At 72.0% G+C, this 18,737-nt stretch carries 15 protein-coding genes and 2 tRNA genes; 1 reads left to right on the forward strand and 16 read right to left on the reverse strand.

Going from position 1 to position 18,737, the window contains the following annotated elements:
* Window positions 1-161: 161 nt before the first annotated feature.
* From ASG05_RS02030 to ASG05_RS02065, 8 genes are all read right to left on the reverse strand, one after another.
* Entirely contained in the window at window positions 162-1,829 is a 1,668-nt protein-coding gene (locus ASG05_RS02030) for a bifunctional 3'-5' exonuclease/DNA polymerase (RefSeq protein WP_255354533.1), read from the reverse strand.
* A gap of 125 nt (window positions 1,830-1,954) precedes the next feature.
* A complete protein-coding gene (locus tag ASG05_RS02035) occupies window positions 1,955-2,833 on the reverse strand; it encodes a DUF1684 domain-containing protein (RefSeq protein ID WP_082486216.1) in 879 nt (292 codons plus the stop codon).
* Window positions 2,834-2,938: 105 nt separating this feature from the next.
* On the reverse strand, window positions 2,939-3,580 hold the full coding sequence (locus ASG05_RS02040; RefSeq protein WP_056256744.1) for an FMN reductase: 642 nt from the start codon (window positions 3,578-3,580) through the stop codon (window positions 2,939-2,941).
* 19 nt (window positions 3,581-3,599) lie between these two features.
* Window positions 3,600-4,736, reverse strand: coding sequence for an LLM class flavin-dependent oxidoreductase (locus ASG05_RS02045; protein ID WP_056256746.1), 1,137 nt, complete (start codon window positions 4,734-4,736; stop codon window positions 3,600-3,602).
* A 339-nt stretch (window positions 4,737-5,075) separates the two neighbouring features.
* On the reverse strand, window positions 5,076-5,435 hold the full coding sequence (locus ASG05_RS02050) for a hypothetical protein (RefSeq protein ID WP_157490019.1): 360 nt from the start codon (window positions 5,433-5,435) through the stop codon (window positions 5,076-5,078).
* Between the two features lie 113 nt (window positions 5,436-5,548).
* A tRNA-Ile gene (locus ASG05_RS02055) sits at window positions 5,549-5,622 on the reverse strand.
* Window positions 5,623-5,679: 57 nt separating this feature from the next.
* A complete protein-coding gene (locus ASG05_RS02060; protein ID WP_056256750.1) occupies window positions 5,680-6,963 on the reverse strand; it encodes a glycosyltransferase in 1,284 nt (427 codons plus the stop codon).
* Window positions 6,964-7,058: 95 nt separating this feature from the next.
* Complete coding sequence (locus ASG05_RS02065; protein WP_056258263.1) at window positions 7,059-7,973, reverse strand: DMT family transporter; 915 nt, start codon at window positions 7,971-7,973, stop codon at window positions 7,059-7,061.
* A gap of 41 nt (window positions 7,974-8,014) precedes the next feature.
* Here ASG05_RS02065 and def point away from each other — a divergent pair, with 41 nt between their 5' ends.
* On the forward strand, window positions 8,015-8,581 hold the full coding sequence (gene def, locus ASG05_RS02070; RefSeq protein ID WP_056256752.1) for a peptide deformylase: 567 nt from the start codon (window positions 8,015-8,017) through the stop codon (window positions 8,579-8,581).
* A 146-nt stretch (window positions 8,582-8,727) separates the two neighbouring features.
* On the opposite strand, the gene ASG05_RS02075 is transcribed toward def, so the two are convergent.
* The 8 genes from ASG05_RS02075 to dnaG form a co-directional block, all read right to left on the reverse strand.
* A tRNA-Asn gene (locus ASG05_RS02075) sits at window positions 8,728-8,800 on the reverse strand.
* Between the two features lie 114 nt (window positions 8,801-8,914).
* Window positions 8,915-9,970 (reverse strand): D-isomer specific 2-hydroxyacid dehydrogenase family protein, encoded by a 1,056-nt coding sequence (locus ASG05_RS02080; protein WP_082486217.1) that lies wholly within the window; start codon window positions 9,968-9,970, stop codon window positions 8,915-8,917.
* Window positions 9,967-10,887 (reverse strand): ATP-binding cassette domain-containing protein, encoded by a 921-nt coding sequence (locus ASG05_RS02085; RefSeq protein ID WP_235491358.1) that lies wholly within the window; start codon window positions 10,885-10,887, stop codon window positions 9,967-9,969. The genes ASG05_RS02080 and ASG05_RS02085 overlap by 4 nt, the downstream gene beginning before the upstream one ends.
* 2 nt (window positions 10,888-10,889) lie before the next feature.
* Complete coding sequence (locus ASG05_RS02090) at window positions 10,890-12,644, reverse strand: ABC transporter ATP-binding protein (RefSeq protein ID WP_082486218.1); 1,755 nt, start codon at window positions 12,642-12,644, stop codon at window positions 10,890-10,892.
* Window positions 12,641-13,654 (reverse strand): ABC transporter permease, encoded by a 1,014-nt coding sequence (locus tag ASG05_RS02095; protein ID WP_056256755.1) that lies wholly within the window; start codon window positions 13,652-13,654, stop codon window positions 12,641-12,643. The genes ASG05_RS02090 and ASG05_RS02095 overlap by 4 nt, the downstream gene beginning before the upstream one ends.
* Window positions 13,655-13,656: 2 nt before the next feature.
* A complete protein-coding gene (locus tag ASG05_RS02100) occupies window positions 13,657-14,751 on the reverse strand; it encodes an ABC transporter permease (RefSeq protein WP_056256758.1) in 1,095 nt (364 codons plus the stop codon).
* A gap of 158 nt (window positions 14,752-14,909) precedes the next feature.
* Window positions 14,910-16,532 (reverse strand): ABC transporter substrate-binding protein, encoded by a 1,623-nt coding sequence (locus ASG05_RS02105; RefSeq protein ID WP_056256761.1) that lies wholly within the window; start codon window positions 16,530-16,532, stop codon window positions 14,910-14,912.
* A gap of 282 nt (window positions 16,533-16,814) precedes the next feature.
* On the reverse strand, window positions 16,815-18,722 hold the full coding sequence (gene dnaG / locus ASG05_RS02110) for a DNA primase (protein ID WP_056256763.1): 1,908 nt from the start codon (window positions 18,720-18,722) through the stop codon (window positions 16,815-16,817).
* Between the last annotated feature and the right edge of the window lie 15 nt (window positions 18,723-18,737).

The following is an 18,737-nucleotide window of genomic DNA, read 5'->3' on the forward strand; positions in this document are numbered from 1 at the left end:
TTGTGCGGGCCGGGGCCCGATGACTCACGGACCGGAGCCCGTTCTGTGAAGTATGACCGACCCAGCTGAGAAATCACAACTGTGTAACACCTGCGAACGCGATCACTGCCCCGGGCGGGTCGTCGTGGGTGATGGGCGGTTCGTCCTTCGGGCCCCGGGCGTCACTTCGCCTGCGAGTAGTCGTCGACGACGGCGACCGTCACCGGGAACGCCACGGGTGCGTCACCGAACAGCAAGCGCCCGGCCTCGACCGCGCTCTCGGTCACCAGGACGGCCACCTCGTCGGCCACCGCCGCGGGGGCGTGCACGACGACCTCGTCATGCAGGAAGAACACGAGGTGCGGTGCGTCGAGCGCGGCGCCCCACCGGGCGTGCAGACGTCGACGGAGGGCGCCCATCCAGCACAGGGCCCACTCGGCCGCCGTCCCCTGCACGACGAAGTTGCGGGTGAAGCGTCCCCACGAGCGGGCGTCGCGGTCGGCCGGGCGCACGCCCATCTCGGGCGGGAGGGCGCCGGCGGCGACCCCGACGTCCCCGACGGCGCCCGGGTCGTCGGACGGCCGCGGCGAGCTTCGCCCGAGCAGCGTGTCGACGACTCCCCCGGCCTCGCCCGTGCGGGCCGCGGCCTCGACCAGCGCCATCGCGTCGGGGAACCGTCGGGCCAGGCGCGGCACGAGCCGACCGCTCTCGCCCTGCGTCGCGCCGTACATGGCGCCCAGCATCGCCACCTTCGCCTCGGCCCGCGACGCGACGGCGCCGCTGGCGACGATGCCCTCGTAGAGGTCGCCCGCCCCCGCCCGGGCCATCGCCCGGTCGCCGGACAGCCCGGTCAAGATGCGCGGCTCGAGCTGCGAGGCGTCGGCCACCACGAGCCGCCAGCCGGGGTCGGCCACGACGGCACCGCGGACCGCCCTCGGCAACTGCAGCGCGCCTCCTCCGCTGGTGGCCCAGCGGCCGGTGACGACGCCGCCGGGCACGTAGTCGGGCCGGAAGCGTCCGTCGCGCACCCAGGCGTCGAGCCAGGTCCACCCGTTGGCCACGAGCAGCCGCTGCATCTTCTTGTAGCGGAGAAGGGGCTCGATCGCGGGGTGCTCGTGCCGTTGGAGCTCCCACTGACGGGTCGACTGGACGAGGACGCCTGCCCGGTTGAGCGCCTTGACCAGCTCGGCCGGGGAGTCCGGGTTGAGGTCGGGGGCGCCGAGGGCCCGCCGCACCTCGTCGAGGGCCGTGCGCATGCGGGCCGGGCGCTCGCCCGGCGACGGCCGCGGCCCGAGGGCGGCGGTGAGCAGCTCGTCGTGCACCCGCGGCGACCACGGGATGCCCCGGTGCCGCATCTCCACGGCGATCAGCGCCCCGGTCGACTCCGCGGCGACGAGCAGTTCGAGCCGGCCGCGCGTCGGCGACGCCTCGACGGCCTCGCGCTGCGCCACGAACTCGCCCACCGGGTCGGGCAGCGAGTCGGGCACGACCTCGAACAGGCCGTCCGACTCGCCAGGTGCCGCCTGGGCGACGTCCCAGGGCCCCGGTCGGGGTCCACCTGACGCGAACCCGGGCGTCGCCGTCGACGCCCTCAGGACGGCGTGGACGAGCCGCAGGTCGACGCAGCGGGCCACCGTCACCCCGGCGTCGAGGAGGCGCGGGTACCACCGCGGGGTGTCGTCCCAGACCCAGCGGGGCGAGTGGTCGTGCTCGAGCCGGGCGACCCGGGGCGCCAGGTCGGCCGCCGCGATCGTCTCGACGCCCGCCACCTCGAGCCGGCCCGACGGTCCGCGCTCGAAGCGGGTCAGCTCGACGTCGCCGTCGGGCAGGCGACGCAGCAGGAAGAACACGGTCCGATCATCCCACCGCGGGCCGACACCGCGGGCCGCCGCCGGCCGACACCGCAGGGCCGCCGCCGGCCGACACCGCAGGGCACCGCGGGCCGACGCCCCAGGCCGTCACCGACGGCCCGCGCCTAGTGCAGGGGCTGCCCGGCGACGTCCACGACGTTCTTCTCGCCCGCCTCGATCGGCACCGTGAAGCGGTTCTGGGCGGGCGGGATCGGGCAGTTGAAGGCGTACGAGAAGGCGCAGGGCGGCAGGACGGCCCGGTTGAAGTCGAGCGTGATGGTGCCGTCGCCGTTCGGGGTCGGGAAGAGGAACCGCCCGACCGAGTACGTGCTGTCACCGTTGGTCGCGTCGCCGAAGACGAGCTGCAACCGGTCGCCGTCCCCCGACGGGAACGCCGCGAGCTCGTGGTCGACCCCGTCACGCGTGAACCGGATGAGCCCCGGCAGCGGCTTCGGTCGGCTCAACTCGAGGTCCTTCTGGTGGCGGATGTCGATCTGCGCGTCGGGCGCGGTCGGCACGAAGTCGGCCGTGACCACCCAGTCGGGGTCGAACGGGAACGCGTCGATCGACCCGAACCCCGTGACGGCGTCCGAGGCCGAGTCCCAGACGCGTAGTGCGTAGCCCGTGTGGTCGTCGTTCGCGATCACCGTGCCGGTCGTCGTGGCCGAGAACCTGAGCGCACTCGGCGTCATCGCGTCGTCCCCGGCCACGATCACGGTGCCGTCGACGAGGTCCCCGTCGATGTGGATGCCGTCCGCGGCGGTCGCCGTGAGGGCCAGCCCCGACACGCCCTGCGGCGTCGGAGCCCAGCGACCCGGCACGCCCCAGACCGTCTGCTCGTGGTCGACCCACTGCGTTCCGGTCAGGGCCAAGGGGCCCTGCGCCGAGACGGCGCGGGTGCGGCGCAGGGCGTGGAAGCGGTCGAGTCCGGCCTGGCCGGCCGCCGTGCCGGACGCGTCGTCGGCTCGGCTCCCGCCGTGGTTCTCGGGCGTGACGTCGGTCATCGTTCCTCCTGGGGTCTGACGGGGGTGAACGCCGAGGAGGCTCGGTTCATGCCCCGACGCACGGCACGGGCTCGAGGCCTGCACCGCGCCTCCTCGTCCGGCGGCTCAGGACTGCGGGTCGTCGCCGCGCACGGCGAGGCGACGGAGCTGCTCGTCGAACGGGACGACGGTCGCGAACGGGTCGTCCGCGCCGCCCTGGTGCCGGTCGACCAGCTCGGCGAACTCCCCCGCGGCACGCGTGACGCGCTCGGGCAGCGTCGTCGAGGTGCCGTCGCCCTCGCCCCAGTCCTCGGACGCCGCGAACACCGAGGTCGGCACGACGATGGCCTGTAGGTAGGCGAAGAGCGGACGCACCGCGTACTCGAGGGCGAGCGAGTGCCGGGCCGTGCCCCCGGTCGCCGCGATCAGCACGGGCGTGCCGGTCAACGCCTTGCGGTCGAGCACGTCGACGAACGATTTGAACAAGCCGCTGTACGACGACGAGAACACGGGCGTGACCGCGATGACGCCGTCGGCGGTCGCCACCTCCTCGAGGGCCTTCGCGAGGGCAGGAGGCGCGAAGCCGGTCAGCATCGCGTCGGTCACCTCGTGCGCGAGGTCGCGCAGGTCGACCACCTCGACCTCGACGAACGACCCGCGACCGACGAGGTCACGCGTCGTGGCCTCGACGAGGCGGTCGGCGAGCAGGCGGGTGGACGACGGCTGGCTCAGCCCGGCGGACAGGGCGACGATCTTCTTGGTGCTCATGCCGCGCCTCCTGCGGTCCTCAGCGAGCGGACGACGCGACCAGGGCGTCGTGCGCGGTGGGTGCGGTGGCGGACTCCGCCGTGCGGGCCGCGGCCTCGACGAGCGAGGCGTGCGTGGGGGCGTCGGGCACGTCGGCGGGACGGTTCGCCGCGAACTCGCGGCGCAGGACGGGCACCACCTCGCTGCCGAGGATGTCGAGCTGCTCGAGGACCGTCTTGAGCGGCAGGCCGGCGTGGTCCATCAGGAAGAGCTGGCGCTGGTAGTTGCCGACGTAGTCACGGAAGCCGAGGGTGCGGTCGATGACCTCCTGCGGGCTGCCGACCGTGAGGGGGGTCTGGCTCGTGAAGTCCTCCATGCTCGGGCCGTGACCGTAGACCGGAGCGTTGTCGAAGTACGGTCGGAAGGTCCGCTTGGCGTCCTGCGAGTTCTTGGCCAGGAAGACCTGGCCGCCGAGGCCGACGATCGCCTGGTCGGCGCGGCCGTGGCCGTGGTGCTCGAACCGGGTGCGGTAGAGCTCGACCATCTGCTTCGTGTGCGAGGCGGGCCAGAAGATGTGGTTCGCGAAGAAGCCGTCGCCGTAGTAGGCGGCCTGCTCGGCGATCTCGGGGCTGCGGATCGAGCCGTGCCAGACGAAGGGGGCGACGCCGTCGAGGGGGCGGGGGGTCGCCGTGAAGCCCTGCAACGGGGTGCGGAAGTGGCCCTTCCAGTCGACGACGTCCTCACGCCAGAGTCGGTGCAGCAGGGCGTAGTTCTCGATGGCCAGGTTGATGCCCTGACGGATGTCCTTGCCGAACCACGGGTAGACCGGGCCCGTGTTGCCCCGGCCGAGCGTCAGGTCGACGCGGCCACCCGCGAGGTGCTGCAGCAGGGCGAAGTCCTCGGCGATCTTCACCGGGTCGTTCGTCGTGATGAGGGTGGTGGCGGTGCTCAGCACGATGCGCTCGGTCTGCGCGGCGATGTAGGCCAGCAACGTCGTCGGGCTCGAGTTCACGAAGGGCGGGTTGTGGTGCTCGCCGGCGGCGTAGACGTCGAGACCGACCTCTTCGGCCTTCTTGGCGATCGTGACCATCGCCCTGAGGCGCTCGCCCTCGGTCGGGGTGACGCCGGTGGTCGGGTCGGTCGTGATGTCGCCGACGCTGAAGATTCCGAACTGCATTGCTCCACCTTAGAACATCTACATGCGTTTGCATGCACTTCGGTGAACCGCGTGGTGGGGCGCGGCATTCCCGTGGTGCTCGACTGCTGACGGGAACGCGCAGCGGGTGACGCCGCACAGGCCGAGTCTTGGCCTCTCGTGTGGACTGCACCGCGTCGGCAATGCAGGGCTGGTGTCGCACCCCGGTCGCCCGGGCCCGGAAACGCGGGGCCCGCCCGGAAGAGCGCAGCAGGAAGAAGGAGTTACCCGCACGGCGGCGGCAAGCTCGCGGCGAAGTGCGACGGGGTGCGACGGATCGGGGCGGGGCGGGGCGGGTCGGGCCGGGCGGTGGGCGGCCGTTCAGGCGAGGGGGGCGAGGCGCAGCCACCGCTCGGCGACCTGGGCCTGCGACACGGGCCCGTCGCCGTCGCGGTCGATCTGGGGCGAGTCGAACTCGACCCACCAGGTGCGGGCCGAGCCGCCGATGGCCGAGACGCCTTGCCAGGCGCTGCCACCGGCCCGGACGACGATGCCGGTCGGACCGTACGGGAAGGGCGTGGCGGGGTCTTCGTCGGAGTCGAGCACGTACACCTGCGCCCCGACCCCCATGCGCGGCGGGCCGGGTCGCCCGTCGTCGTCCGAAGGGTCGCCCCAGGGGTCGCCGCCCCAGGCGTCGGGGTCGGGGTCGCCCTCGGGCCGTCGGGGCCGTTTGGTGAACATGGTCGACATCGTGCCATGCACGGCCGGCGTGGTGCCACGACACGGCGGAGCTCCCAGCAGCCCCGAGGCCGGGCGTCGCCGGCACCGGCGGCCGGCCGCCGCGGCACGACGGGTAGGGCGGACGGGACTTGAACCCGTGACCGATCGATTATGAGTCGACTGCTCTAACCGGCTGAGCTACCGCCCCTCGCGTCGACCCACCGGCGCGAGCCGGGGTCGGCCGGGGCGGTGCCGCGGTCGACCGTCAGTGCGCGCGGTCGGACGCCGCGTCGGTGGAGGGGACCACCGGCTGACCACGATACAGGCTCTCGAACACGCTCAAGGTGCGCTCGATGTCGTGCCCCTCGATCATCTTGAGGCTCGCCCGGCGCATGGCGAGGTAGTCGTCGTCGCTCTTCGTCAGCACCGTCGTGAGCTTGCCGGCGAGGTCGCGGCTGTCGCCCGGCTCGAACAGGTAGCCGTTCTCGCCTTCGTCGACCAGGTGAGGCAGCGCCATGGCGTCGGCCACGACGATGGGCAGGCCCGACGCCATCGCCTCGAGGCTGGCGATGCTCTGCAGCTCGGCGATCGACGGCATCGCGAACACCGTCGACTCGGTGAGCGTGCGGCGCAGCTCGTCGTCGGAGAGGTAGCCGGCGAACGTGACGACGTCGGCGAGCCCCAGGTCACGGCTGGTCGCCTGCAACTGCTTGAAGAGGTCGCCGCCGCCGACGATGGTCAGGGTGGCTCCGAGCGCGGGGTCGAGCAACGTCATGGCGCGGAGCAACACGTCGATCTGCTTCTCGGCGGTGACGCGGCCCACGAACACGATGCGGTTCGCCTCGGGTCGGGTGGTGAGGGCGGTGTAGTGGCTGGCGTCGATGCCGCACGAGACGGCCAGGACGCCGGTGACAGCCACGGACTTCTCGAGGAACGTCGCGGCCTTCTGCGTGGGCGTCGTGATCGCGGCGGCCTTGTGGAACGTCTTGCTGGCGTCGTTCCAGGCGATCTGGGTGGCCTTCGCGCGCAAGCCCTTCGGCAGGCCGGTGTGCTCGAGCAGGTTCTCGGGCATGAAGTGGTTCGTCGCGACGATGCGGACGCCGCGGCGCTCGGCGACCTGGGCGACCCCGCGGCCCATGACGATGTGCGACTGGATGTGGACGACGTCGGGGTGGATCTCGTCGAAGATCTTCTCGGCGTGCTCCTGCACCCGCCACGGCGTCGCGAAGCGCAGCCAGTCGTGCAGCGGCCAGCGCGTCGAGTAGAGCCGGTGCACGGTCAGGGTGACGCCGCCGTGCTGTTCGAAGAAGGTGCCGTGGTGTCGGCTCGCCGCCGGCACCATGAGGTGCACGTCGTGGCCGCGCTGCGCGAGCCCGACGGCGAGCCGTTCGGTGAAGTTGGCCGCGCCGTTGACGTCGGGCGGGAACGTGTCCCCGGCGATCAGGACGGTCAGGCGGTCGGACGAGCCCGAGGAGGCGCGGGTGGCGTCGTCCGCCGAGCCTGCGTCGACGGGGCGGCCGGGTTCCGAGGGCGTCGGGGCGGTGGTCACGGTTCGTGGCGTCTTTCTCGTGCTCGGTGGCCGGTGTGGCGCGTCACGCGGTCGACGGGTGGTGGAGCCGTCGGTCGCGACGACCCCACGCTAGCTCAGGCTCGGGTCTGCGGATGGTATTTGGCGAGCTGGAACACGCCGTAGACGGCCACCGCCGCGGCGATGACGAAGAAGACCCCGGCGACGGGCGGCGCGTTCTGCGCCTCGCCCAGCACGACGATGCCGATGCCGACCGCGATGAGCGGGTCGACGACCGTGAGGCCGGCGATGACGAGGTCGGGCGGGCCGGACGAGTAGGCGTTCTGCACGAAGTACCCGCCGAGCAGGCCCGCCGCGAGGAGGAAGACGATGCAGACGATCGTGAGCCAGTCGAAGTTGCCCGCGAAGACGCGGTTGAGCACGACCTTGGCCAGGGTCGCGACGAAGCCGTAGAGCACCCCGGCGGCGATGATGTAGAAGAGCGCGCTGCGCCGGCGTCGCAGCAAGGCGAACGCGATGCCCAGCACGGCCCCCACGACGGCGAGGATGACGAGCACGGTGACGAGCTGCCGGGTCGTGATCTCGGGCTCGATCGCCGTGAACGCCGCGACCGTGACGAACAAGCCGACGCCCCCGACGCAGAACAGGATGGCGCGCTTGGCGCGGCGGTCGAGTCGCCGACCGGTGGACCGCGAGTTGAGGACCGCCGTGATGACCAGCGCGACGGCGCCGAGGGGCTGCACCACGAGCAGCGGGGCGATGCGCAGGCTGGTGAGCTGGAAGAGGATGGCGAGCCCGAGCAGCAGCGTGCCCATGACCCACGAGGGTCGGCCCACGAGCGCGAGCACCTGCCGGACGTTCATGCCGCTCTGCGCGGCACCGATGCGACGTTCGACCTTGGCGACCCCGCGGTGCTGCAACTGGGCACCGATCGAGAGGAACACCGCGCCGATCAGGGCGATGGGGATGCCGAGGGCCTGGTAGGGGGTCAGCGAGACCTGCTGGGTGAGATCCCCGATGTCCGTCGTCACGGCGTCCACGCTAGCGCCGTGGCGCTGGATAGTCTGGACGAATGGCCGTTCGACCGATTTCCCTCACGGGTGACCCCGTGCTCCACTCCCCCGCCTCCGAGGTGACGGTCGTCGACGACGACCTGCGCACCCTCGTCGCCGACATGTTCGAGACCATGGACGCCGCGCCCGGCGTCGGCCTCGCGGGCCCGCAGGTGGGCGTCGGCAAGCGCCTCTTCGTCTACTCGTGGACCGACGACGACGGCGAGCTCTGGCGGGGCGTGGCCATCAACCCGACGCTCTGGCAGAGCCCCCTGTCGATCGAGCCCCTCGACGACGAGTCCGAGTCCGAGGGGTGCCTGTCGGTGCCCGGCGAGAGGTTCCCGCTGCGACGGGCCGACGGCGTCGTGCTGCGCGCCACCGACCTCGACGGCCACGAGGTCGAGATCGAGGCGTGGGGCTGGCTCGCCCGCGTCTTCCAGCACGAGTACGACCACCTCGACGGCGTGCTCTACGCCGACCGGCTCGAGCACCCCTTCCACAAGGCGGCGGCCAAGGCCGTCCGCAAGAAGGGCTGGGGTCAGCCGGGCGGCACCTGGCTGCCGGGCGTCGACCACCTCGAGGACTGACGGCCCCCGAGCCGACCCCGAGACGACGGAGGCGCGTCCTGCGAACCGCAGGACGCGCCTCCGTCGTTCTCATCCCCGCTGCGGGCCGCACGGCACCGACGGCAGGAAAGAGAAAAGGCCCAGAGGGTGGAGCCTCTGGGCCTTCGCTCCCCGAGTTGGACTCGAACCAACAACCTGCCGGTTAACAGCCGGCTGCTCTGCCAATTGAGCTATCGAGGAATGGCAACCGCCTCGGACCTTCGTCCGTGACAGCGGAGACAACTCTAGCAAAGATCTGAGGGCCCGACGGACCACGGTGGCGACCCGGCGCGTCGGACCGTCGTGGGCCGGGCCTCAGTACCCGACGTGCGGGTCGACGACGCCGACGAACTCGCCTCCGTCGACGAAGGCGCGCACGTTGTGGCGGATGCGTTCGGCGAGCAGGGGCGCCGTCATCTCGGGGGTGTCCGCCTGGTGCGGGGTCACGATGACGCGCGGTTCGTCGAACAGCGGGTGGCCGTCGGGCAGCGGCTCGGGCGTGGTGACGTCGACGCCGGCACCCCAGAGCCGTTCGGCCCGGACGGCGTCGACGAGGGCGTCGGTGTCGACCAGGCTGCCGCGGGCGACGTTGACCAGCACGGCCGTCGGGCGGAGCAGCGCGAGCCGACGCGCGTCGACGAGACGGGCGGTGCCGGGCGTCGCGGCCGCAGCGAGCACGACGACGTCGGCGCCCGGTAACACCTCGTCGAGGTGGTCGACGGCGACCGTCCGATCGGCACCCGCGACGGGGTCGGCCGATCGTCGGACGATCGTGACCCGCACGTCGAAGGGTGCGAGCAGGCGCATCAGCTCGACCGCGATGCCCCCGGCGCCGACGATGACGACGTGGGCCCCGTAGAGCGAGCGGCCCTGCTGCTCGGTCGCCCACGACGTCGCCCGGACGCGCTGCGGGACGACCCGCAGCAGCGACAGCACGAGCATCAGCGCGTGCTCGGCCACGGGCTCGGCGAACGCCCCCTTGGCACTGGTCCAGAGGGGCAGGGCCCGGTCGGCCCGTGCGGCGATCACCTCGGCGAAGGCGTCGACGCCGGCGTAGGGCAGCTGCACCCACTCGATGCCGGGGTGGTCGTCCAGGGCGCGGGCGAGGCCCGCAGGGTCGCGGTACGAGAGCCAGACCAGGCCACGCGTGTCGGGGCCCAGCGGCACGACCTCGGCTCCCCCGGCACGGACCGCCTCGACGAAGACCGGGGTCTCGCGAGGGGCCACCGAGACGGGGCCGGGGGTCGGGCGTCGCCCGGGCGTGAGGACGGGGCCCGCGGTGACGACCGCGCGGTGGCCGCGCGCGCCTCCCGGGCCGGCCGGCTGAGCGGCGTCCCCGGCGCCGCCGGCGTCGGTCGACCCGGCGGTCACGGTGCCTCGGGGCCCGTGCGGTCGGCGCGGCCGTCGGCGTGGGCGTCCGCGTCGGCGGCCCGTCGGGACGCCTCGCGCTCCTCCGGCCGGATGATGTCGATCGGGGTCGTCTGCGAGAGCACCTTGACGTAGGGGTCGATGCCGGTGCGCAGCACGTCGTCGATGTCGCCGAGACCCACCAGGCGACCGCCGCGCATGACGGCGACGCGGTCGGTGATGGCGCGGGCCTCGGCCACGGACGACGTCACGACGAGTGCCGAGAACTGACGCCCCTCGTGCAGGTTCTTGATCACGTCGAGCACGGCCTGGCGCACCAGCACGTCGACCCCTCGCGCGGGCTCGTCGGCGATGAGCAGCGGGGGCTCGAGGACGAGGCTGCGGGCGAGCGCGACGCGCTGGCGTTGGCCCGAGCTGAGCTCCCAGGTCTGCTTGAGCATCGTGCCGAGCGGCAGGTGGACGCCGTCGACCAGCGTCGCGACGATGCGCCCGGCCTCGGTGCGGTCGAACTTCCGGTCGCGCAGGTAGATCGGCTCGGCGATGGCCTCGCCGACGGTGAGGTCGGGGCTGAGGCGTTCGCCGTCGTCCTGGGCCAGGTAGCCGACCATGGTCGAGAGCCGGTCGCGTCGTCGGGCCGACAGCTTGCCGACGTCCTGCCCGAACACGCGGGCCGTGCCCCCGACCAGGCGGGGCCGCCCCTCGTCGACGCGCCCGGTGCCGGTGAGCCCGGCCAGGGCCATCGCGAGCGTGGACTTGCCCGACCCGCTCTCGCCGAGGACGGCGACGATCTCGCCCGGCTCGACCCGCAGGGTCACGCCGTCGACGGCCCGCACGGCCGGGTGACCCGCCCGCGCGGGGTAGAGCAGCGAGAGGTCGTCGGTGGCGATCGGCTGGTCGAGGTCGAGCTCGCGGGAGGCCACCGTCAGGCCGCCCCACCAACGTGGGGGGCGTCACCGGCCGGGCGGGCCTCGTCCGCCGCCGCCTCGCGGTCCAGCCGGGCCAGCTGCTCTCGCCGCGACGCCTGCTCGATCGGGTCGGGGACCGGCAGGGACGCGAGCAGCCGCTGCGTGTACGGGTGCTCGGGAGCGCCGAGCACCTGGTCGTTCGGACCGCTCTCGATCAGGTCGCCGTGGAACAGCACGCCGATGCGGTCGGCCAGCATGTTGACGACCGCGAGGTCGTGGCTGATGAACAGGGCCGCGAAGCCCAGCTGCGACTGGAGCTCGGTGAACAGCTCGAGCACGCGGGCCTGGACCGACACGTCGAGCGCGCTGGTGGGCTCGTCGGCGATCAGCAGCGTCGGGTCGAGGGCGAGCGAGCGGGCGAGGCTCGCCCGCTGACGCTGGCCGCCGCTCAACTCGTGCGGGTAGCGGTCCGCGAACGACTTCGGCAGCTGGACCGCCTCGAGCAGCTCGTCGACGCGGGGGCGGGCGGCCCGGGCGTCCTTGGCCCGGCCGTGCACGATGAGCGGCTCGGCGACGCACTCGGCGATCGTGAGCAGCGGGTTGAAGCTCGACGCGGGGTCCTGGAAGACGAAGCCGATGTCGGCGCGCTTCGGCTTGAAGTCCCGCTCGTGCACGCCGTTCATCTCGATGCCCAGCACCTCGAGCGAGCCGCCCGTGACCTTGGTCAGCCCGGCGATGGCCCGCCCGATGGTGGTCTTGCCCGAACCGCTCTCGCCGACCAGCCCGAGCACCTCGCCGCGGGCGATCGTGAAGTCGACGCCCTTGACGGCCCGGAACCCGCCGCGACCGAGGCGCCCCGGGTACTCGATCTCGAGACCGCGGGCGCGCACGACGACCTCGCTGTCGGCCGGTTGTGCCTGCTGGGTGTGACCGCGGGCCTCGAGCTTCGGCACCGAACCGAGCAGCCGCTTCGTGTAGTCGTCCTGCGGGTTCGCGAAGAGCTCGACGGCCGGGGCCTGCTCGACCACCTTGCCGAGGTACATCACGGCGACCCGGTCGGCGAGGTCGGCGACGACGCCCATGTTGTGCGTGATCAGCACGATGGCCGTGCCGAACTCGTCGCGGCAGCGGCGCAGCAGGTCGAGGATCTCGGCCTGCACCGTCACGTCGAGGGCCGTGGTCGGTTCGTCGGCCACGATCACCGACGGGTCGAGCACGAGCGCCATGGCGATCACCACGCGCTGCTTCTGCCCGCCCGAGAACTGGTGCGGGTAGTAGTCGACGCGGGTCTCGGGGTCGGGGATGCCCACGCGACGCAGGATGTCGATCGCCTTGACCCGCGCCTCCTTGCGTCCGACCTTGCCGTGGGCCCGCAGGCCCTCGGCGATCTGCCAGCCGACCGTGTAGACGGGGTTGAGCGCTGTCGAGGGCTCTTGGAAGACCATGGCGACGTCGGTGCCGCGCAGTTCGCGCACCTTCTTCGCACCGACCTCGAGCACGTTCTGCCCCGAGAGCAGCACGGCTCCCGTCGCGACGGCGGTCTCGGGCAGCAGGCCGAGGATCGTCTTCGCGGTCACCGTCTTGCCGCTGCCGGACTCGCCGACGATCGCCAGCACCTCGCCGGCACGGACGTCGAGGGTCACGCCCTGGACGGCGGCCACGTCACCGCCGTCGGTCGCGAAGGTCACCTCGAGGTCGGTGATGCCGACGGCGACGGGGCGCTCGTCGCGAGGGGTGGCCGCTCGGCCCGTCGTGGTCGTGTCGGCGCTCATGCGGTCACCTCGTCGTTCGTCGTGGTCGGTGCCTGCTCGGTGGCGCGGGGGGCCCCCGTCTTGCGCTTCGCGCGACGGCGGGTCCGGAGGCGCGGGTCGGCCAGGTCGTTCATGCTCTCGCCCATCAGCGTGATGCCGAGCACCATGAGCACGATCGCCGCACCCGGGAAGACGCCGGTCCACCAGATGCCGCTCGCCGTGTCGGAGAGGGCCCGGTTGAGGTCGTAGCCCCACTCGGCCGCCGCGGTCGGGCCGATGCCGAAGCCGAGGAACCCCAGGGCCGCCAGGGTGAGGATCGCCTCGGACGCATTGAGCGTCAGGATGAGCGGCAGGCTGCGGGTCGCGTTGCGCAGGACGTGCTTGAACATGATGCGACCGGTGCTGCTGCCGTTGACCTTCGCGGACTCGACGAAGGCCTCGGCCTTCAGCCGGGTGGCCTCGGCCCGCACGACCCGGAAGTACTGCGGCACGTAGACCACGGTGATCGAGATGCCGGCCGAGACGATGCCGCCCCAGAGGCTCGACTGGCCGCCGCTGATGACGATCGAGACGACGATGGCGAGCAGCAGCGACGGGAACGCGTAGACGGCGTCGGCGATGACGACGAGCACGCGGTCGAGCCAGCCGCCGAGGTAGCCCGAGATCAGGCCGAGGGTGACGCCGATGGTGATCGAGAGCACGACGGCCACGATGACGACGGCCACCGCGGTGCGGGTGCCCCACATGACGCGGCTGAACACGTCGTAGCCGCCGACCGTGGTGCCCCACAGGTGCTCGGCCGACGGGGGCGCCTGGCGCGGGAAGGCCTCGGTGGCACCACGCAGCTGGCCGAAGCCGTAGGGGGCGATGAGCGGGGCGAAGACCGCCAGCAGCACGAAGACCGCGACGATGACGACGCCGGTGAGCAGCATGCCGCGCTGCAGCCCGACCGAGCGACGGATCTGGGCCACGACGGGGAGGCGCCGGAAGAAGGGTTCGCGGCGGTCGGCCGCGACGGTTGCGTCGGTCATGGTCAGTACCTCACCCGGGGGTCGATCAGCGCGGCGATCACGTCGACCACGAAGTTGGTCACGGCGACGATGACGGCGAGCACGGCGACGATGCCCTGCACGGCGACGAAGTCGCGGGCGGACAGGTACTGCTGCAGCTGGAAGCCCAGCCCCCGCCAGCCGAAGGTCGTCTCGGTCAGCACCGAGCCGCCCAGCAGCATTGCGATCTGCAGGCCCATCACGGTGATGATCGGGATGAGTGCCGGCTTGAGTGCGTGGGCCCGCACGAGGCGGAACTCGCTCACGCCACGCGAGCGCGCCGCGTCGACGTACTCGGAGCCGAGGGTGCCGATCACGTTGGTGCGCACCAGTCGCAGGAAGATGCCGGCGGTCAGGACGCCGAGCGCCAGGGCCGGCAGGACCGCGTGCGACAGGACGTCGGTGATGATCGTCGAGTTGCCCGTCCGCAGGGCGTCGACGATGTAGATGCCCGTCGGGTTGTCGATCCGTCCGAGCGCGATGGCCACGCGCGTGCTGGCGCGGCCGCCGAGGGGCAGCCAGCCGAGCCAGACCGAGAAGGTCAGCTTGAGCAGCAGGCCGGCGAAGAAGACCGGGGTCGCGTAGGCGAGGATCGCCAGGACGCGCAGGATGGCGTCGGGCCAGCGGTCGCGCACGTAGGCGGCGAGCATGCCGAGCGGGATGCCCAGCACGAGCGCGACGATCAGCGCGTAGAAGACCAGCTCGATGGTGGCGCTGCCGTACTGCAGCAGGATGTCGCTGATGGCGCGGTTGTCGGTCGCGGTCGTGCCGAAGTCGCCGCGGACGATCTGGCCGAGGTACTCGAGGTACTGCACGATGACCGGTCGGTCGTAACCGGCCGCGGCGAGGCGCTCCTGCAGCTGAGCCTCGGTGAGGCGACCGCCGACGGAGGCGGTGATCGGGTTGCCGACCACGCGCATCAGGAAGAACACGAGCGTGACGAGGATGAACACGGTCGGCACGATGAGGATCGCGCGGACCACGATGTAGCGTCCGAGGCCGCCGCCGCCGGAACCCCGGGACTTCCCGGGGGTCGAGGTGGGCGGCGCCGTGAGGGAGCCGTCGGTGATCAGGGTCACGTCGTTGGGCCTTTCGATGGTGTGGTGCCGGTCGCAGGCCGGAGGGGGCGCCCCGCGGTGTCGCGGGTCGCCCCCTCGGCGTACGGCCGTGGTGCGGAGTCCCCCGGCCCCCGAGCCCGGCCGGCGGACCGGCGGGGCTCAGGGGACGAGGAGGCGCGTCAGCGGCTCAGCGCACCGTAACGGAACTTGAACGACGCGTCGAGCGTGTCGTCCACGCCCTTGACGTCGGACTGCGAGACGACGACCTGCGTGCCCTGCAGCAGCGGCAGCGTGGGCAGGTCGGCTGCGACGGCGTCCTGGATCTGACCGATGACGGCCTCACGCGCCGAGGCGTCCTGCTCGCCGATCTCCTGCGTCAGCAGACCCTGGACGGTCGGGCTGTCGTAGTGGTTGCCGACGAAGTTGTCCGCGCTGAAGAACGGCGTCAGGTAGTTGTCGGCGTCCGAGAAGTCGGGGAACCAACCCAGCTGGTACACGGGGTAGGCGTCCTCGCGGCGCTCGGTGCTGTAGGTGTCCCACAGGGTCGACTGCAGGTTGACGGTGAACAGGCCGCTCGCCTCGAGCTGCGACTTGATCAGCGCGTACTCCTCGTCGCTCGACGCACCGTAGTGGTCGGGGCTGTACTGCAGGTCGATCGACACCGGGGTGCTGACGCCGGCAGCCGACAGGGCCTCGGCGGCCTTGTCGACGTCGGGGCCGCCCTGACCGTCGCCGTACAGGCCCTCGAGGGGCTTGGTCGCACCGGTCAGGCCGTCGGGGACGACCGAGTAGAGCGGCGTGTAGGTGTCGTTGTAGACGTCCTTCGCGAGGGCCTCGCGGTCGACCGTGTCGGCGACCGACTGGCGGACGGCCAGCGCCTTCGCCGCGTCGGCGTCGGGCTGCGTGGCACCGAAGGGCATGGTGTCGAGGTTGAACACCAGGTAACGGATCTCGCCACCGGGGCCGTTGTGCACCGTCAGCGAGTCGTCCTTGGCCAGGTCGGCCAGGTCGGTGGGGCTGAGGCTGCGGTTCGCGACGTCGACGTCGCCGTTCTGGACGGCGAGCTTCAGGTCGGTCTCTTCGGTGTAGTACGTCGCCGTGACCGAGTCGGTCTTCGGGGCGCCGAGGACGCCGTCGTAGGCGTCGTTGGCCTCGTAGGCGATCGTCTCGTTCTGCGAGTAGTCGGTGATCTTGTACTGACCCGAGAAGGCGTCGCCCGAGACGATGTCGTCGGCGTCGGTCAGCGCGGTCGCCGAGAAGACGTCCTCGTCGACGATCGGGCCGGCGGGGCTCGAGAGCACCTGCGGCCAGGTCTGGTCGGCCGACTTCAGCGTGAAGACGACGGTGGTGTCGTCGGGCGCGTCGGTGCTGGCCAGGTTGCCGAGCAGCGACGACGGGCCGTTGGGGTCGGCGATCGCCAGCTGGCGGTCGAAGCTGAACTTGACGTCGCTCGAGGTCAGCGCGTTGCCGTTCGAGAAGGTCAGGCCGTCCTTGAGCGTGACCGTGTACTCGGTCGGGCTCGTGAACTCGGCGGACTCGGCCAGGTCGGGCTCGACGTCGGGGCTGCCGTACGGGGCGTTCGTCAAGAAGCCGAACACCTGGTTCTGGACGGCGAACGAGCCGTTGTCGTACGAGCCGGCCGGGTCGAGCGACGTGATGACGTCGGTCGTGCCGATGCTGAGACCGTCGAGGGCGTCGGTCGCGTCACCACCGGAGGCGCAGCCCGAGAGGACGAGCGCGGTGGCAGCGGCGCCACCGACGACGGCCAGGGCGCGTCGGGCGAGCGTGGAGTCGGATGTCATATCCGGTTACCTCTTTCTCTGTGTGCAAGGGGTCCCGGGCCGTGCTGTGGACGCGGCCGTTTCGGGGAACGTCCATTGGTAACACACACCCGAGCGTGCAACGGGCTCATCGCGCAACTGTTTACAGGCTCGCAACGAACCCTTGCCAACTGGTCAGGTCGTCGAGGAGGGCGCCGGCCATCGATGCGTGGGCGTCCCGACGCGGCCCCCGGGCGTCGCCTCGGGCCCCGTGGCGGACGCGCTGGAGACCCGGCGCCCGGGCCTGGGCCTGGGCACCGGCCTCTACTCTTGCCGGATCGCCCGCCGGTCGGCTTCGACCGCCGCGATGCGGACCTGGATCTCGCGCCACCGCTCGGGCTCGGCCTTGACGTCGGTGCGGAACGACTGGCCCAGCAGCTCGGACTTCTCGCGGATCAGGTCGCGTTCGACGATCGACACCACGATGCCGCGGCAGTACGTCGTGATCTCTCGCCCCTCGCGCTCGGGGATCGGGGCGATCGCGAGTTCTTTCGCCAACGAGTCGAACGGCGACGGCGTCTGACCGAGCACCACGTCGAGCCAGTCCGACGAGTCGAACCGGTCGAGGCTGGCCCCGATCGCGTCACGCACGACCGCCAGCGCGCTGTTCTCGATGCGAGCCCGGGCCGCGCGCTGCATCAGGTCGAAGCCCACCGTCGCGGGGTGCTGCAGCATCGCCATGAGGGCGTCGCGTTCGGTGCGGGTGGTGAGGTCTCCCGGCAACGTCAGCAGGCTCGGGCCCGCCGGTTCGTCGGGCACGGGCGGCAGGCTGGTGATGGACTGTCGGCCGTCGGACACGCTCTTCGGTTGCGACCGCTCGAGCGCGTGCTGGGCCGAGGAGGCGCGGCGGGCGTCGTCGACGCTCGTCGCGACGTCGGCCGGGTCGAGCCCCAGCCAACCCGCCAGCGACCGCACGTAGCCCTGGGTCATCGACCGGTCTCGGATGCCTGCGACGACGGGAGCGGCCGCCCGGAGCGCCGACACGCGCCCCTCGACCGTCTCGAGGTCGTGCCCGTCGATCAGCCGCCGGATCATGAACTCGAACATCGGACGCTTGGTCGAGACGAGTCGCCGCACGGCGTCGTCACCCCGGTTCAGCCGGAGGTCGCAGGGGTCGAGGCCGTCCGGGGCCACCGCGACGAAGGTCTGGGCGGCGAAGCGCTGCTCTTCGGCGAAGGCGCGGGACGCGGCCCGCTGCCCCGCCTCGTCGGGGTCGAAGGTGAACACGACCTCGCCGCCGGTCGACGTGTCGGCCCCGCCGACGTCGCCGAGCATGGGGCGCAGCAGCTTGATGTGGTCGACGCCGAACGACGTGCCGCAGGTCGCCACGGCCGTCGTGACCCCGGCGAGGTGGCAGGCCATGACGTCGGTGTAGCCCTCGACGATGACGACCTGCTTGCCCTTCGAGATGTCGCGTCGAGCCAGGTCGAGCCCGTAGAGCACCTGGGACTTGTGGTAGATCGGCGTCTCGGGGGTGTTGAGGTACTTCGGGCCCTTGTCGTCGTCGAGCAGGCGTCGGGCACCGAAGCCGATGGTCGACCCGGTGACGTCTCGGATCGGCCAGACCAGCCGACCCCGGAACCGGTCGTACGGGCTGCGGTCGCCCTGGCTGAGCAGCCCTGCCGTGACGAGCTCGTCGTCGCGGTAGCCGAGGCCCGTGAGGTGCGAACGGAGGGCGTCGAACGACTTCGGCGCGAAGCCGACGCCGAACCGCTCGGCCGCCGCCGGGTCGAAGCCCCGCTCACCGAGGAACCGCCGCGCCGGCTCGGCGTCGGCGGCGGTCAGCCGACCCACGAAGAACTCGCGCGCCGCCTCGTTCGCCGAGATGAGCCGCGCCCGGTTGCCGTGGTCGCTGGCCTGCCCGCCGTCTTCGTAGTGCAGCTCGAAGCCGATGCGCGCGGCCATGCGCTCGACGGCCTCTTGGAAGGTCGTGTGGTCGGTCTTCATCACGAAGCTGAAGACGTCGCCGTCTTCGCCGCAGCCGAAGCAGTGGTACCGGCCCACCTGGGGCCGCACGTGGAAGCTCGGGCTGCGCTCGTCGTGGAAGGGGCACAGGCCCTTCAGCGAACCGACGCCCGCGCCCTTCAGCGTGACGTGGTCGCCGACGATGTCGGCGATGTTGGTGCGCGACCGGACCTCGTCGATGTCGTTGCGTTTGATCAGGCCGGGCACGTGTCGATTGTAGGT

The organism is Frigoribacterium sp. Leaf186, from assembly GCF_001423905.1.
In the GTDB taxonomy this organism is placed as follows: Bacteria; Actinomycetota; Actinomycetes; order Actinomycetales; family Microbacteriaceae; genus Frigoribacterium.